Annotated in this window: 11 protein-coding genes; 2 read left to right on the forward strand and 9 right to left on the reverse strand. The window is 53.0% G+C overall.

Features of this window, described 5'->3' with window-relative positions; translation table 11 throughout:
* Positions 1-71: 71 nt before the first annotated feature.
* The 3 genes from CU041_RS02515 to CU041_RS02525 are packed head-to-tail and all read right to left on the reverse strand — an operon-like array spanning position 72 to position 3705.
* Complete coding sequence (locus CU041_RS02515) at positions 72-1268, reverse strand: aminotransferase class I/II-fold pyridoxal phosphate-dependent enzyme (protein WP_101245629.1); 1197 nt, start codon at positions 1266-1268, stop codon at positions 72-74.
* Entirely contained in the window at positions 1265-2581 is a 1317-nt protein-coding gene (locus CU041_RS02520; RefSeq protein WP_170310092.1) for an MATE family efflux transporter, read from the reverse strand. The genes CU041_RS02515 and CU041_RS02520 overlap by 4 nt, the downstream gene beginning before the upstream one ends.
* A 41-nt stretch (positions 2582-2622) precedes the next feature.
* Positions 2623-3705: a GNAT family N-acetyltransferase gene (locus tag CU041_RS02525; RefSeq protein ID WP_101245631.1), complete on the reverse strand. Its 1083-nt coding sequence runs from the start codon at positions 3703-3705 to the stop codon at positions 2623-2625.
* A gap of 318 nt (positions 3706-4023) precedes the next feature.
* On the opposite strand from CU041_RS02525, the gene CU041_RS02530 reads away from it, so the two are divergent.
* Both CU041_RS02530 and CU041_RS02535 read left to right on the forward strand, forming a co-directional pair.
* A complete protein-coding gene (locus CU041_RS02530) occupies positions 4024-6633 on the forward strand; it encodes an amino acid adenylation domain-containing protein (protein WP_170310093.1) in 2610 nt (869 codons plus the stop codon).
* A gap of 13 nt (positions 6634-6646) precedes the next feature.
* Entirely contained in the window at positions 6647-7957 is a 1311-nt protein-coding gene (locus tag CU041_RS02535) for a lysine N(6)-hydroxylase/L-ornithine N(5)-oxygenase family protein (RefSeq protein ID WP_101245633.1), read from the forward strand.
* 62 nt (positions 7958-8019) lie between these two features.
* Here CU041_RS02535 and CU041_RS02540 read toward each other — a convergent pair whose 3' ends face one another.
* The 6 genes from CU041_RS02540 to CU041_RS02565 form a co-directional block, all read right to left on the reverse strand.
* Positions 8020-8583: a sigma-70 family RNA polymerase sigma factor gene (locus tag CU041_RS02540; protein ID WP_101245634.1), complete on the reverse strand. Its 564-nt coding sequence runs from the start codon at positions 8581-8583 to the stop codon at positions 8020-8022.
* A 226-nt stretch (positions 8584-8809) separates the two neighbouring features.
* The gene (fhuF, locus tag CU041_RS02545; RefSeq protein ID WP_170310094.1) at positions 8810-9598 is read right to left on the reverse strand and encodes a siderophore-iron reductase FhuF; all 789 of its coding nucleotides are present in this window, start codon (positions 9596-9598) and stop codon (positions 8810-8812) included.
* Positions 9598-11607, reverse strand: a complete 2010-nt coding sequence (fhuB, locus tag CU041_RS02550) for a Fe(3+)-hydroxamate ABC transporter permease FhuB (protein WP_101245636.1) — start codon at positions 11605-11607, stop codon at positions 9598-9600. Before fhuB ends, fhuF begins: the two co-directional genes overlap by 1 nt.
* Positions 11604-12545 (reverse strand): ABC transporter substrate-binding protein, encoded by a 942-nt coding sequence (locus CU041_RS02555; protein WP_170310095.1) that lies wholly within the window; start codon positions 12543-12545, stop codon positions 11604-11606. Before CU041_RS02555 ends, fhuB begins: the two co-directional genes overlap by 4 nt.
* A 14-nt stretch (positions 12546-12559) precedes the next feature.
* Positions 12560-13363, reverse strand: a complete 804-nt coding sequence (locus CU041_RS02560) for an ABC transporter ATP-binding protein (RefSeq protein WP_324788354.1) — start codon at positions 13361-13363, stop codon at positions 12560-12562.
* Between the two features lie 90 nt (positions 13364-13453).
* Positions 13454-15913: a TonB-dependent siderophore receptor gene (locus CU041_RS02565; protein ID WP_170310096.1), complete on the reverse strand. Its 2460-nt coding sequence runs from the start codon at positions 15911-15913 to the stop codon at positions 13454-13456.
* Positions 15914-15968: the final 55 nt, after the last annotated feature.

Consider the following 15968-nt stretch of genomic DNA (forward strand, 5'->3'; position numbering starts at 1 on the left):
AACAGTCAGAAATGCAAAAGGGCGCCAGTTTGGCGCCCTTTATTATTAGGAGCGTGGCCCAAGCCTTGGCCTTAACTGGTTACCCCGGCACCGATTGCCTGTTCCAAATCTGCGAGAAGGTCAGACGGGTTTTCCAGCCCGCAGTAAATGCGCACAAGTTGCGGATCCAGTTGGAAATGACGAAACGCACTGATTTCATATTTCTGGTGCAGTACAGCAGCCGCGGGAACGACCAGACTTTCAGGTCCCCCCCAACTTACGCCTAACCTGAATGTTCGAAGGGCGTTGCTGAAATTCCGAATGTCGACCGTCTTATCAAGAATGATGGAAAACAGGCTTGAATGGCCATGTAATGTACGTTTCCCGCAATGGTCACTGAACCCGGTATAGAGCACTTGGGAAACCTTAGGGTGCTGGGTCAGGCTTGCGGCCAAATACTCGCCGGTTTGAGCGTGTCGTTGCATGCGCAGCTCAAGTGTGTCGAGGCCGCGGAGTAAAAGCCATGCTTCAAACGGACCGAGTTTCCCGCCGAGATAGGGGAAGGTTGAACCGTTGATTTTATTGATCAGGTCCTTTCGCCCGGTGACGACGCCGGCAACCGTGTCGCTGTGACCAGACAGGAATTTCGACGCGGCATGGATGACAAGATCGATACCGTGCTCGGCCGGGCGCTGAAAAACCGGTGTGGCCCACGAGTTGTCGATAACGGTGATCACGTTTTTCTGCTTTGCAGCTTGGGCCAGGTTTTCCAGGTCCTGTAGCTCAAATGTCAGAGACGTCGGGCTTTCAAGGAACAATAGTTTTGCACCTGAAATGGCGTCAATTACGGCATCTGTCTTGGTGCCATCGACATAATCGATGGCGACCCCCATTGGTCTGAGCATGGTTTCAAAAAGTCGATATGCATCGGAATAGACATTGTGAACGGTGACGATCCGGTCTCCGGGTTCGACAAGTGCCATGACAGTTGCACTGATTGCCCCCATCCCGCTTGCAAAGGCGCGGGATGCTTGGGTGTTTTCCAATCTTGCAATTTCCCGTTCAAATGCCATTACGGTGGGGTTGTCACCACGCGCATAGATGGGGCCGCCAGGATTTCCGGCATAGGCGTTCGCCATGTCGTCAAAGTCGCGAAATGCAAATAATGACGTTTGATAGATCGGCTGGGAAACCGCCCGGAAGTGGCGCTCGTAGTTGGGATCAAATGCGCCGTGATGCCGGGTCTCGTGGTCTTGCAGCGGAAGTGGCTTTGAAGGCAGCTCGTTCATGATGAAAGCTCCTTGATCAAGAGTGTTTTGCGATCAGAAAACGTCAGAGAAACAGCAAGGAGTGCCGTCAGGCCGGCCGCAAGCGCAGGTGCCATGACAATTCCGTCCAAGCCGAATGCCATGGGCAAAAATAGAGCTAGCGGTATTTGAATGTAGCCCTGTGGTGCCATGCTGACGATGGCTGCGCGCCGCGCATTGTGAGCAGCCTGGAACCGCGATACCATTGGTTGATAAATGCCAACGAACGCGATTTGTATGGCAAGGATATCGAGCAGATGCGCACCAAAGGTGATCAATTCCGCTTTGCTGACGAAGGCCGCAATCAACCAGTCCCCGAACAGGAAGGCAATAACTGCGCAGGTCATCGAAAAGCCCGCGCAATAGAGAAGGATGCCCTTAAACACGGCCTCAAACCGTGCCTGATTACCTGCACCCGCAGCGTAGCTCAGGATCGGTTGCGCACCCAGGCAAAATCCGATGATCGGAAGAATGGCAAGAAGCACAATACGTAACGAGATGGCCAATCCAGCCAGTTCTTCTTCGGTGCCATGCGTGGTGGCGGCCTGCATCAGAACGGCAAAGCATATTGAAGCCAGAATGGTGGTTGTACTGGCTGGAATGCCAAGCTTGCCAAACGGTATGAGGGCTTTGCGCCAAGAAAGTGTGCGAAGGGCCCCGACATCGGGATGTATTCGGCCAAGGCGTCTTTTGAAGTAATAGACATACGCACAAAGGGCTGCGATCTGCGAGATGATCGTTGCCCAAGCCGCCCCTGCCACCCCCAAATCCAATCCGAAGATGAGTATCGGGTCCAGCACCATGTTCAGACCAAACGATCCGAGCAAGGTATACATCGAAAACCGACTGTTACCTTCGCCGATTGCAATGAAATCGCAAACGATCTGCAACAGCACCAACACAGAGCAAGCCCCGAGAATTCGCATGTAAATGGAAGCTTCGGTGAAAACCTCGTTGCGCGCACCGAGCAGATGCAGAATTGGGCCGTTAAACAATGTGATCAGGATGGCAACGGCAACACCAAAGCCAATGGCCAAAGCCAAGGAAAGGGACGCGCTTCTTGCGGCATCATTGACATTGTCCCTGCCAAGAGCGCGACCGATTTCGGTTGAGGCCGTCAAACCCAATCCGTGCCCGATTGCACCGACCAGCATGAAACAAGGAATGGATAAAGTTACACCCGCCATCGCACTAAGTGCATATTGGGAAACAAAAAAGGCGTCGACGACCTGATTGATGGCATTGATCGAAAGCCCTGCCACAGATGGCAGGGCCAGTCGCAGGATCAATCGCATGATCGCCGGATCATTCAGGTCCGGAAGAGCACGCTTTCGCATCAGGAAGCATCCTCATCGCGGACAAAGTCCGGAACATACAGCCGGTCATCAAAGAAGCGTTCGCGCAGCAACATGACAAGAAGGGACGTCTTGTGGGGGAACCGAACCTGTTTAATGCCGGCAAAGCCCGAACGCAGAAGGTTGCGGATTTGCTGATTGTGGCCGGCATCAGGTTCGCCAACAATGCGCTGCGTTCTTGGGTCATCAAGGAACATGTAATGCATCAGAGACGGCAGCCATGCGGTCAGATATTCCTTGCCGCGAAATGTTTCTTCACCAATGGCAACATGCCAGCCGCGATCAAAGTCATCTGCATCATAATGTTCGCCAAGGCGATCTTCTTGTGCCCAGTAGAGCTCGAAATACCCAAACGGGATGTCGTTGAAATACCCTATCAGCGGTTCGGTTCTGGGGTCATCCAGTCGGTTTTGGATGAAGGCTTTGTGCTTTTCCTCTGAGCCGGATTCTTCCCAGAAGACATCGACACGCGGGTCGTTCATCCATTTATGGAAGCACCCGAGATGACGCCGGATATCTGCGCGTTCGAACCGGATTGTTTTGTCAATCCAGGGAATGTAACGCGCATAAAGTGTGTGCGAGGCACTTGGACGACGGACTGGATGGCGACGTCCGTTGGTTGACATGTAACTCAACGGGAGAGGGTCGCGTTCGGGATGGGACAACCAGTTCAGCGTCAATTGATAGAGATAGCGTGAACTGACAACAAGGCCGTCATTGGAATGAGAGATCAAACCGCTGCGAACCATGTTCGCTGTCCATTCCGGGTCCAGTTGCGGGGGAAGTTTGATTTCAGACCGGGAAGGATGCGCAATCAGAAGCGCCTCGCCCAAGGCAGCCAAACCCTGGGCATCCAGAACGTTCAATGTCAGGCTTGCGACATCATCAAGGATGATCTGGTTTGGTGACAGGGTGAAATAGAAGTCATGATTTTCACTTTCACCACATAGCTGAATATGTCCGTTCTCGATGGATGAACGCCATTTTCCCGCGTTCTGAAAGTGCGGAATTTCCAGTTTTCGGGATGAGTTTTGAGTTGGCGTTTCTAATGCAATGACATTCATGTCCGGATCTCCTGATGTCGAAGTTTCCAACCCGGTTGGGTTCGTTAAGTCGCTGTAGTCCGGACGGATGAGGGGATGCGAAGTTCAGGTGCATTTTTTCGGTTCGAGATGCAGAAACTTCTGAACTTGGCGCGCGACGGTTCGTCTTCGGTGCAAATGCTTGAAACTTGCTTTGCCAACGTGGAGACGACCATGAATGGTTCTCAGGCGGTAAATGCCGCGTCCTTAAACCCATCAAACGAACCGATGTCAAAGCCCGGATTTCGTTCAATTTCAGACGATGCTGTTGGTTTGCCATGGGCGGTGGAACCCTGGGGAATGACGGGATATCCGCATCAAGTCATTGACCGTTTTTGTAGTGACGATCCCGACCGCCCGGTCATCCTGACAACAGATGAGGTTTGGTCACGAAAGCGCCTGAAACAAACGTCAGATGCGATTGCATGCGCCTTGATTGCCAAAGGTGTCGGGCGTGGTGATGTTGTTGTTGTGGCGCTTCCGAAATCGGCAATGGCGATTGCCGCCATTCTGGGTGTCTGGAAGGCGGGCGGGGCCTTTGTTCCCGTGGACCCACAGCACCCCGAGACCAGAAATCAGCACGTATTGAAAGACTGCGGTGCACGTTATGCTGTTACCACCGGCAGGGATTTGACGGTTCTTGGTCAGCAGGCGCTTGATGTTGTTCTTGTCGATGAGCTCGACATGTCGGAAACCGACTTCCTTGCCGTTGCCCCGCTTGCCGATCAGCTTGCCTATATTATCTACACGTCCGGTTCGACTGGTAAGCCCAAAGGGGTCATGGTGGATCATGGCCCGTTGATTGACCATCTGAATGCTACCGGGCCGATCTATCTGATGGATGAAGATTCGCGAGAATTGCCGTTTCTTCCATTTTCATCGGATGGCGGTCATGAACGCTGGATCGTGCCGTTGATGGCAGGTGGCAGTATTTTGTTGCCTGACCAATTGCTTTGGACGCCGGAAGACACGGTTAACGCCATTCGCAAACATGGCGTGACCCATGCTTCATTTCCGACCAGCTATGTCCATGAGTTGGCAGGATGGCTTCGCGAGAAAGGCCAGACTCTTGATCTGACACTTTGTTCCTTTGGCGGTGAAGCGATGCCAAAGGAAACCTTCAACCGGATCGCGCGGGCCATCAATTCTCGTTATCTGATCAACGGTTACGGTCCGACGGAAACCGTGATGACACCCATGTTGTGGCGTGTCGATCAGGACCGGCTTTGTGAAACCGTTACAGCCCCGATCGGAAGACCGGTCGGAGATCGTTGGGCCTATATCCTGGATGCGGATGGCAACGCGGTCGCACCTGGCGAAATCGGTGAGATACATCTTGGCGGCTATTGTGTTGCGCGTGGCTATAACAACTTGCCTGAAAAGACCGCCGATCTGTTCATTCACGATAATTTTGCGCTCAATGATCATGCACGAATGTATCGCACCGGTGACTTGGGCCGCTTCCTTCCCGATGGCATGATCCAGTTTGCCGGACGGGTCGATGATCAGGTTAAAATTCGTGGACATCGTATCGAACCGGCAGAAATTGAAACAGTTTTGCGCGGCTTTGATGATGTTGCCAACTGTGTCGTCATCGCGGCTGAAATTGCTTCGCGGTTGGAACTGATTGCCTATGTCGTGCCGCGTTCCGGAGCATCGGTTGATACGCGATCAGTTCGTGCGCGTTTGCAGGACCTGCTGCCAAGCGCCATGGTGCCTGGTTACATCATCGAAATGACGATGTTGCCGCTTAATGCCAATCATAAGGTCGACAAATCACAATTGCCGCTGCCGCGTCGCGAGGGGGCCATAACCAAGCCAGCCAATGACGACGAGTCCGCTTTGCTGGAAATTTGGAAATCCGCGCTGGGTCTTGATGAAATCGGCGTGACCGATAATTTCTTTGAGATCGGCGGGAATTCGATAACTGCCCTGCGTGTATTGGCAAAAGTTCGTGATCGGTTTCCTGAACGTGACGCTGAAATTACAGACCTTTTTAACTTTCCAACCATTCGAAGCTTTTTGTTGGCGCTGTCTGAGCCTGACTGCAAGCCGGGCGCGGATATCGTGCATTTGCAGCAAGGCAAGCCCGATCAGCCGGTTCTTTATTGCTTCCCCGGGCTGCTTGTCAGCACGCGCGAATATATGAAGCTGGTGAAAAGCCTGGGCAAGGATCAGTCCGCTGTGGGCTTCATGTGCCACTCGCTTACAGACAATCAGGAACTTGATGTTTCGGTCACCGATATCAGTTCGCGTTATGCAGAGCTGGTTTATCGGGAAGCGAAGGGACGCACCTGCGCCTTTCTGGGGTGGTCCTGGGGTGGTTTGCTTGCATACGAAGCTGCGCGAATGCTGGGCAACGACATTGATTTGCGCGTGATCGGGATGGTCGATGTCTGTGACATGGACGATGATTTTGATCTGAACGCACGGCCAAAATTCCAGCCGGGGCAGCGTGCCGAGATTGAAGGGCGCATTCGGGCTTGGTTACAGAAAACCAGGATGCGCGAAGAATGGGAACGGCTTCTGGCGCTGATGGATGACCTTGCCTATGCGCAGTTTGTTCATTTTGTGGGGAAAAGCGAATTCGGGCTGCCCACGGACGGGCCGGGGATTGGCACGCGCGAACATACGTTCTGGGTGCTAATCGATAATGCCCTTGTTTTCCGCCGTCACGAACTTTGGCCCTATGACGTGCCGATTGCTTCATGGCTTGCCGGCGATACGGTCAGTCGAAAACTTGATCTGATTGATTGGCAGTCACTTTCACGTCTTGCCGAAGCCCCTGAACATATTCCCGGAACGGATCATCTGACCATCATCGGTGATCCGGCATTCCACAAGCGGTTTGGCAAACGTTTGACGAACGCTTTCGCACAACCAGCCGATATTAAGTTTTCAGGCAAATAGAAGGACTTGAACGATGGATAAATTGGATCTTGTCGGGATCGGAATTGGTCCTTTCAATCTTAGTCTTGCTGCGCAGCTCGACGGGGTTGCTGATGTGTCTTCAATCTTTCTCGAGCAACGTTCTGAATTTGCCTGGCATCCGGATATGATGCTGCCCGGTGTCGAGCTTCAGACGTCGTTTCTGAAAGATTTGGTGACGCTGACCAATCCGACCAGCAAATGGTCGTTCCTGTCTTACATGGTCGCCCGGAAACGCATGCTTGATTTTATGAACGCCGATTTCTCTGCTGTGCCAAGGCGGGAATTCGCAGCTTATCTGAAATGGGTTGCAGACCATCTTGATGGTTTGGCCTTTGACAGTTCAGTTCGCGAAGTCACTTTCGATGGCCAGGACTTTAAGGTTCGCACGGATCATGCAAGTTACGTCGCGAACAATCTTGCCATTGGTGTCGGCAAGCCTGCATTTGTTCCGGCCTGGGCGCGCCAGTTGCCCAAGCATAAATGCTTCCACACAAGTCAGGCAAAGTCGAATTTGCCAAAGCTGCGCGGCAAGAAAATTGCCGTCATTGGCGGGGGGCAGAGTGGTGCTGAACTTGTTGAGTATCTGCTTGGTGGCAACATCAAAGATGTTGAAGAAGTTCTCTGGTTGTCGCGGCGCGACAATTTCGAACCTCTTGATGATACTCCTTTTGTGAATGAATATTTCACCCCCGGATATGCCGATGTGTTCGCAGGTTTGCCGGATGCCTGCAAACAGGATCTGATGTCTCGGCAAAAGCTTGCCAGTGATGGTGCATCGCTTTCGACGCTCAAGTCGATTTATCAACTGCTATACCGGCAGCGTTACCTGCAGGAGGGCAATGTTGCCGGCCGGCTCCTGCCGCAACGTGAAGTCTTTCAGGTTCAGCAAGACGGCGAAGCAATGAGGATTGCTGCCCGGAACGGGCTCAATCAGGATGTCGAGTTCTTTGATGCGGATGCGCTGATTCTGGCAACCGGTTATGAAACAACATTGCCGGAATTCATGGCGCCACTGCGTTCACGTCTGGAAGTGGGGGCGTCTGGTGCGTACCGTCTGGATGCGGATTTCCGTGCCCAATGGGATGGACCATCGGACCGCAACATCTTTGTTCAAAATGCCGGCAGGATCGATTTGGGGATCTTTGAGCCTCAATTAAGCCTGATGGCTTGGCGAAGTGCCAAGATTGTAAATGCACTGACAGGCAAGAACGTCTTCAATCTCGATCAAAATCCACCGATTGTTGACTGGGTTGCAGGAAGTGGTGACCTGGCTGGTGGTGCCGTCGTGCAAGCGTGGGGCTAGGGATTGCAAACTGAAACCTGCAGCCTGTTCGACGTTGGGAACAGGCTGCAGATCGCTAAACCTTATGCCGGACGTGTCAGTTCTACATTATGAAGAGCCTGACGGCATCGCTGATCGGCCTGATGGATATATGCGCAAACAGATGCTTTGGAGACGCCGATATCCTTTGCTATGACGTTTTGTGCGAAACCATCCACGCGGTGACGGTAAAATGCAGTGCGCACGTGCGATGGAAGTTCCTTCAACGCATTTTCGATGATGCGTAGGGCTTGGCAACCACTTAGGCGTGCCTCCGGGCAGTTGGCGTTTCCAGCCGGACAAAATTCGGTTTGGTCACTGTCAGCGAAAAGAGTGCGTTCGAACGTAATTTGGCGGACCTTGTCGATTGCCATGTTTCGTGTAATTCGCGTAATGAAGGCACTTGGTGTGGTGACCTCGTCATCGATCTTTGCTGTAAGCAGTTTGGCATAGGTATCTTGAACAATGTCATCTGCCAGATGGGGACATTTTACGATAGATCGCGCCACGCGTCGCAATTTCCCTTCTTGATTTTTGGCGATGGTTAGCAAGGCTTGTCGTTGAAGTTGGCCTTTGGGAAGTGGATCAGTTTGGTTCGCTTGATGCATTTCCAAGTGTCTCCGTTGGTTTGCTCGTTAGTGAAAATAATAGTCACTTGCAAATCTGGGACGTGGTTTGCACTCTCCACTGGGTCGATCACCATTTGTCATTCGGACGGATCTGACGCACATCAGATCCGTCCGTTGTTCATATGACGGGATTTTCGCAGAGACTCAGTAAGGAATTCTGCAGTGCGGATCTATGCCGCAGGAAAGCGGGCTACCTAATGGAAATCTAAAGCTTTGCCAGCGGGCAGGTCGGGCAAATGTCGACGGATGTCAGCAGGTAGCGAAGGCAACAGACGCGTCTTGATGGACTGCCATCCTCGGATTGTTTGGTGCTATATGGATTTGCCATCGGGTTTCGATTGCCATCAGGTCGCTTGGCATCGCTGATCAATGGCAAAAGCGATATCCGGGTGTTTTTCAGGACATGTTTCTCAACGTAAGAAACAACAACACCGATATTTGACCAGAACACTTTTGGTGAGACCTTTGACGATGCAGCCAGTGACGCAACCATCGGTTCGAGATGGCCGTCAATCAGGCTTTCAAGATGTGTCCAAGGATCAGGTGCAGCTGATTGGTCTTTCATTTCAGACAATTGCCAATCTCGAATGTCGAAGCCTGTAGGACATTGATTGTCATCTGTTTTCAGGCTGACGAAACCGGGCTGAAATGGGAGTACGACTTCGCCCGCCGCGGCCATAACCAGCATCGGGGATAAAAATATTCCGAAATACCATTGTGACCACATCGAAATGGCAGCCCGGCGATCATCATTCGGATATTTTGCCTGGCAATAGTGATCAAGAATTGGTGCGAGACATTCAGGATCATGGAGTGCGAAGCAGTCAATTCCGTTGCTTTGCGCGGCCAGAATATGATGTCGGTCACCGAGCCCCTGATAGGGACCCTGAAACAGGTCGGTCTTGATATTCGACAGTGCGCGGGTGATAGGTGCATCGCCGACGGAAGAAGAAGCGTTGTTTTCAGAACCGTTCTGGAGGGGAAGCGAGTTCATCATGTTGCACCTCTTCCGATGCGTAAAAGCAGCCAGACCATGATTGGTCCTGCGATGATGGCCGCCATCAGTCCGGCCGGGATTTCCCAGGGGAAGAACAACATCCGCCCAAGCCAGTCAGCGGCGATCATCAAGGCCGCCCCGATCAGTGCTGCCCCGATCATATGCGACAATGCATGACGCAATCCGGCCAGTTTTGCCAGATGTGGTGCAATCAGACCCGCAAAGCTTAGAGGGCCGACCAATAAAGTTGCCGCCGCTGTAAGGATCGATGCAAACAGCAACATCACCCCGCGCGAGAGTGAAAGATCGACACCAAGGGACTTTGTTGTCACCGGCCCCAATGGAAACAGGTTAAGCCAACGGGCAAAGGCCGGCAGGACGGGCAAGGAGGCAACCGCGATGCTTGCCAGTATCGTCGCACGGTCAAATCCAAGGCCGTAAGTAGACCCGGAGCTCCAAGCCAGCAGGCGTGTTGCACGGGGATCACCACCGGCCATCAGAAATGCGATAAATCCGTCAAACAATGCGCTAATCGCTATACCTGCGATCAAAATTCGTTCCGGTGCATAGCCGGACTTGCGGGTGAGCGCAAAGATCGCCCCCAAGGTGATAAAGGCGCCAATCGTTGCGCCCGCGATTTGCAACCAGGCCGTTGGGGCATCCATCGAAAACACGATCGCGATCATCCCGATTGCCGCACCTGCACTGACGCCAAGGCTTTCGGGACTTGCCATCGGGTTTGCCGTCATGCGTTGTAGCACGGTACCCGCAATCGCCAGCATGGTCCCGGCTGCCATCGCACCGAGAATACGCGGACCGCGCCAAGGCCAAACGGTTTCAAGCGCGCCATTCCATTGAAGTTCCCAGTCACCGTGAACGTCACGACCGATCAGGATCGCACCCGTCACCACCACGAACACACCAGTCAGAACAAGCAAATGGTTTCGAAGGTGACCCCGGTCAGCTGTGCTGACGGCGATCGTGTTTTGCGGCGGTTGTGCATCACTTCGAAGTTGCCGGATCAGGATGATCAAAAGCGGGCCACCCAGAATACCCGTCAGGGCACCCGCAGGTACCAGTGTCCCGATATATCCCGATAAAACCTGCACGCCCTGGTCTGCGGCACATAACAGCAAGGCGCCAAAAGCCGCAGACATCATAAGTTTTGTTCGTAATCGCCTGATGCCAAGCATACGTGTGATGGCCGGACCGGCCAGCCCGACAAATCCGATGATGCCAACTGCGGCAACAATTGTCGCCGTTAGCCAACACCCGATCAAAAGACATAGCAGTCGCAGTCGCGCTGGCGACGCGCCAAGGACAGTTGCCTGATGATCACTGAGATTAAGCATCTCAAGCGGGCGGGCCAGGGTAGCTGTAATTGCGGCGCCCACCATGACCTTTACGGTCAGAGGTTCAAGGATATACCAACCGTCTTGGGTAAGGTCGCCACTTCCCCATATAAAAAGACTTTTGAGCCATTCATGGTGGATAATCGCCAGCGCAGTTGTCACAGCCCCGCAATAGAGCGCGATGATCATGCCCGTCAGGATGACGATCAACGGCGAAAAGCCACTGCGACGCGCCAAGGCAAAAACCAGAAATCCGACACAGAGGGCGCCCAACAGTGCGATCGTATCCTGACCAATCACGAGTGCGCCTGGCACATAAAGGGTCACCAGTGTCAGCACCAGCTTTGCGCCGCCCGCAAGCCCCAATGTAGACGGCGATGCCAAGGGGTTCTTTAACGTGTGCTGAAACAGTCCACCGGCAATCGCAAGCCCGGCACCCGCGACAAGCGCAATCAAAAAGCGGGGGACCCAGCCCTGAGTGAGCAACAACGATCGCGTATCGGATCCGGTGGCAAGGTCGATTATTTCGGTCGGATTCAAGCTGCCGACCTCAATGTCGAGCGACAGCAGGGTTAACACAGCTGAAAGGACGCACAGCACAGCCGGAACCGCATTTAGTTGGATGGGGTGTTTATACATGGCTTGGCTTGTCATGATGCGAATTCCCCATGATCTGCACTTTGCGCTGTCAGACTGCTGGCAAGAAGGTCCGCAAACCGCCCGGCGGCATAGAGCCCGCCAAATGTCGCAACTGGTGGCATCGTGATCAGTCCAAAGCGCTTGATGGAGGGGAGCTCCGAAAGGATCGGGCTATATTGAATGGCGCGGTCAACAGTGTCGGGAACCGGTTCGATCGCGATGAGAGCTGCGTCTGAATATTGCGCGATCTGATCAATTGTTACGGTGGCAAAACCCCAGTGATTGGTGGGGCCTGTCCAGGCATTTTTGATGGGAAGTCGATCAATCACATCCTGCATCAGGCTGTTTTGCCCATAGACGCGCATATGGCGCGGCGAAAGCATGCTAGTGACAAGCACCGAGCCGGCCCGTGACGTGGTCAGCCTGCTTGCCGCCTGATCTATCTTACTTTGGGTATTGGAAATCAGTGTATCGGCAGCATGTGGGTGCCCCGTAACGTCAGCAATTTTTCGTGCCGCTGCCATCGCATTCAGGAAGGGTGTTTTCTTCCTGTCATAAATGTCGATTTTCTCAATCGGGGCCAGATCTGAAAGACTGGCATACTGGTTTGCATAGAAACTGCTGGTCAATATCAGGTCAGGCTCAAGTTGCGCCAATCTTTCCAGACTTGGTTGAAAGCGTGCCCCAAGATTGATGACACTTTCCGGAACTTCCGGCTTCTGAACCCAGGCGCGATAGCCAGGCACATCGGCCATGGCCAGTGGAACAATCCCCATGGCAAGTGCGGTTTCTGCAATTGCCCCATCGGCGATGACCAATCGTTTGACAATGTTCGCCATAGCAGGATGTGCGAAGGTTGCAGGCAGAATTGGCGCAAGCGTTGCGAAGGTGTAGGCACCTGTAATGCCCTTGAGAAAAAGCCGTCTGGAGTATGCGCGATGGTTTTCATGCATTGAAATTGTCCCCATCACACATTGGCAAGGGCAATCGGGTGCCCGTGGGCAGGGTGGGGATGCACCAGCATATCCATACCAAAGATGGTACGAAGCATTTCTGACTGCATGATTGTTGAAGGCGGCGCATCTGCAATCAAATGACCGCCTTTAAGAGCGACAATCTGATCGGCAAATCGGGATGCCAGATTGATGTCATGCAAGACCGCAATAATGCAAAGGCCATCCTGTTTGCAAAGCTGTTCGAGTAAAAGCAGGATTTCGTATTGATGCGAAAGGTCCAATGCGGAAATCGGCTCATCAAGCAAAAGACAGGGGGCTTGCTGTGCAAGTGTAACCGCGATCCAGGCCCTTTGGCGTTCGCCACCTGAAAGGGTGTTGACCGCGCGTTTGCGAAGCGGGCCTAGTCCAGTCAAAAGGATAGCGCGTTCAATAGCTTGTTTGTCATGTTCGCGCAGGCGGCCAAACGGTCCATGCCATGGGTAACGTCCAAGTGCAATCAGCTCTTCGACGGTATAATCTGCGCCGTGCCCCGGGTCCTGTGCAAGATAGGCAACGCTTTTGGCAAATTCGCGCGCACTAAACTGTTCCACGTCATTCCCGTCAAGCGTGACAGATCCACTTGTTGGTTTGTTCAGTCCGGCGAGCATTTTAAGTGCGGTGGATTTTCCGGACCCGTTATGTCCGACAATCGCCGTCAGGCAGCCTGCGCGAAAAGTCACGGATATGTTGTTAAGGAGTGTCACACCCTGGGCCGTTTCAAAGCAGGCCTTTTGCATTCCAAGGACAGCGGGACGATCAGATATATCCATGGCCATAATTTGCTCTCGATAAACGCAGAAAATCCGCGGTGAACGCGGATTGCGAGATTGGGTCCGGGGCGCAATCGCGCGCCCCGGAATATTCGGTTACCAGTCGTATTTCAGAGTTGCGGCGATGGTCTGTCCTTCGATCTGGTAGCAGTAACCATTGTTACAGATACTGGCATCGTTATCGGCAAGGTTGGTGCCGTTAATCGCAAGGGTCAGGCCTTCAAGCTTGTTACTAAGTGCCGCAAAGTCATAGCGGATCGCAGCATCAAGCAGCGTATAGGGCTTGTTCTTGCTCGTGTTGGTATAGTTGGCATAGCTTGAGTCGGTGTAGCGAACACCGGCACCAAAGCCCCATCCATCAAGCGGGCCTTCATTGAAGGTGTAGTTCGCCCAAGTGGATGCTGTTTTTTCCGGTGTTACGAGCGGGGTGTTGCCGCGATAGGAACCTTTGACGATTTTGGCATTGTTGTAGGAAAGGTTCCCGACCAGGCTAAGGTTCTCGGTTACATTGGCGCTGCCTTCGACCTCAAGGCCACGCGTTTCCAGTTTGCCGATTGAGTCATAGTACGAACCGATAGACCCGCTATAGCCAGCATAGCGGGCGACATTGTCCTCGGTCAGGCGATAGGCGGAAACCGTGAAGAAGCCATCAAATCCGACCGGTTCGAATTTGATTCCGGCCTCATACTGCTCGCCCTCGGTCGGGGTGAGCATTTTGCCTTCGGAATTCTGACTGGTGCTAGGCAAAAAGGACGTACCCCAACTGACATAGGGGGATATGCCGTTATCAAAGGCATAAAGCGCACTGAGGTTAAAGGTCGTTGCCGTGTTGTAGTCGGTCGAACCTTTATTGGTCAGTCGGCTGATACGTTTGCGTTCAGCATAGTCAAACCGCACACCACCATTCAGATGCCAGTTGCCAAGTTCAATCTGGTCCTGAACATAGATGCCGGATTGATTGTAGGTTACATCATCAAATGTTGTGTAGGCTGGTGTCGTGCCGGAAATCGACCGGTTCGGATCATTGAGATAGAAGATGTAGTCACTGAGTACACCGCTTGAACCGAAACGGTAATCCGACTTGGAATACATCAGATCAAGACCGGTCAGGACTTCGTGTTTGGCATCGGCAGTCTCGAAAGTCGTGATGACCTGGTTGTCGACCTGCGCGCTCCAGAGGGTTTCCTCAACTGCCTGTGCTGCGCGATGGTATTCCGTATTGGAGTTCTTCCACCCGCCGCCGGTCACGCCGCCAGTCAGGTAGCGAGCCTCAAGATCGAAATACCCGAAGCGCGCTTTCTGCGCCAAAGTGACAGGCGCGTTGTTCAGGTCATGGGTCAAGTCATAGCCGACTTGGAACTGATCCTGCTTCTGGTAGTCGTAATCCGCGTCACTGGTCCGGTAATCAAGGATCGCGCCATTAAGGTTCAGAAGGGTTGCCGAGGCGTCCGTTTCGTCATGCTGGAAAAGGGTATAGATGGTCAGATCGGTATCCGCGTTGGGTTGCCAACGAATTGTTGGCGCGAACATTTGCCGATCATCCTGAATTTCGTTGCTGGTTTCGCCAAAACGCGCCATTCCGACAAAGCGTGATGCCCAGGTCCCGTTTTCTGTCAGGCCAAGATTGTAATCAAACCCGCCTTCGTATGAGTCGGTGTTGGTGAAGCGGCCATAGACATTGTTTTTTGCACCAAGGTGGGGGCGTTTGGTAACGCTGTTGAGCAAGCCCCCCGGTGTTGATTGCCCGTAAAGAGCTGCGGTGGGACCCTTAACGATTTCAAGCTGTTCAAGGCTGTAGGGTTCGGTGCGAAACGTCGCATAGACGCCTGTCATCTGGCGCAGGCCGTCACGGTAATCGCCATAAATATGCACAGGGTAGCCACGAACATAAACCTGATCAAAGCGCGGATCATATCCGTAATTGTTGGTTGCTACCCCGGCGGTATAAGCAACTGCATCTTCGATGCTGGCAACGGCGCGGTCTTCGATTTCCTGGCCTGATACGACGGAAATACTTTTTGCTGTTTCAATCAGGGCTTTGCTGGTTTTTGTACCTGCACTGCTTCGCGTGGCGACATAGCCATGTGCGAGGTCCTCTGAGTCCTGGGCGTTTGCTTCGACATAGACCGGGTCAATGACGTTTGCTCCGCTGCTGTCTGATGTTTCCAGCTTGGTAAGGGAAACCGTATTCTTGCCAGTAAAGCGATAGCTGACGCCACTGCCGGAAAGAAGGATTCTCAATGCATCGGCAGGGGAATACGTGCCGTTAAGGGCCGTGCTTTGCAATCCGGCAACCCGATCAACATCATAAAAGAGTTGCAGATTTGTCTGGTTGGCGAAGGTCAAAAGCGCCTGATTAAGGTCCTGAGCCGGGATGGAAAAATCGATTGCGGATGATGTGTCACTTTGCGTTTCCGTATTTTGCTGCGCGGTTGCAGGCGTCGATACCCCGGCAACAACAATACCCGCAGCCAATGCGACCAAGCTGACGCTATGTGCCAGACGATGGCCAAACCCGTTTACCAATCCGGCTTTGCCGGTTTTTATTACCTGCATTACGCAGACCCCCATTCTCGAAAGTTTTTCCGTAACGCAAATGATTGTCATTTGC

The organism is Thalassospira povalilytica, from assembly GCF_002844235.1.
Taxonomy (GTDB): domain Bacteria; phylum Pseudomonadota; class Alphaproteobacteria; order Rhodospirillales; family Thalassospiraceae; genus Thalassospira; species Thalassospira povalilytica.

Coding starts and splice junctions, on each gene's coding strand:
- CU041_RS02515 (WP_101245629.1), bottom strand. CDS start 1,268: ATGAACGAGCTGCCTTCAAAGCCACTTCCGCTGCAAGACCACGAGACC.
- fhuF (WP_170310094.1), bottom strand. CDS start 9,598: ATGAACTCGCTTCCCCTCCAGAACGGTTCTGAAAACAACGCTTCTTCT.
- CU041_RS02530 (WP_170310093.1), top strand. CDS start 4,024: ATGACGGGATATCCGCATCAAGTCATTGACCGTTTTTGTAGTGACGAT.
- CU041_RS02560 (WP_324788354.1), bottom strand. CDS start 13,363: ATGGCCATGGATATATCTGATCGTCCCGCTGTCCTTGGAATGCAAAAG.
- CU041_RS02565 (WP_170310096.1), bottom strand. CDS start 15,913: ATGCAGGTAATAAAAACCGGCAAAGCCGGATTGGTAAACGGGTTTGGC.
- fhuB (WP_101245636.1), bottom strand. CDS start 11,607: ATGACAAGCCAAGCCATGTATAAACACCCCATCCAACTAAATGCGGTT.
- CU041_RS02555 (WP_170310095.1), bottom strand. CDS start 12,545: ATGCATGAAAACCATCGCGCATACTCCAGACGGCTTTTTCTCAAGGGC.
- CU041_RS02535 (WP_101245633.1), top strand. CDS start 6,647: ATGGATAAATTGGATCTTGTCGGGATCGGAATTGGTCCTTTCAATCTT.
- CU041_RS02525 (WP_101245631.1), bottom strand. CDS start 3,705: ATGAATGTCATTGCATTAGAAACGCCAACTCAAAACTCATCCCGAAAA.
- CU041_RS02520 (WP_170310092.1), bottom strand. CDS start 2,581: ATGCGATTGATCCTGCGACTGGCCCTGCCATCTGTGGCAGGGCTTTCG.
- CU041_RS02540 (WP_101245634.1), bottom strand. CDS start 8,583: ATGCATCAAGCGAACCAAACTGATCCACTTCCCAAAGGCCAACTTCAA.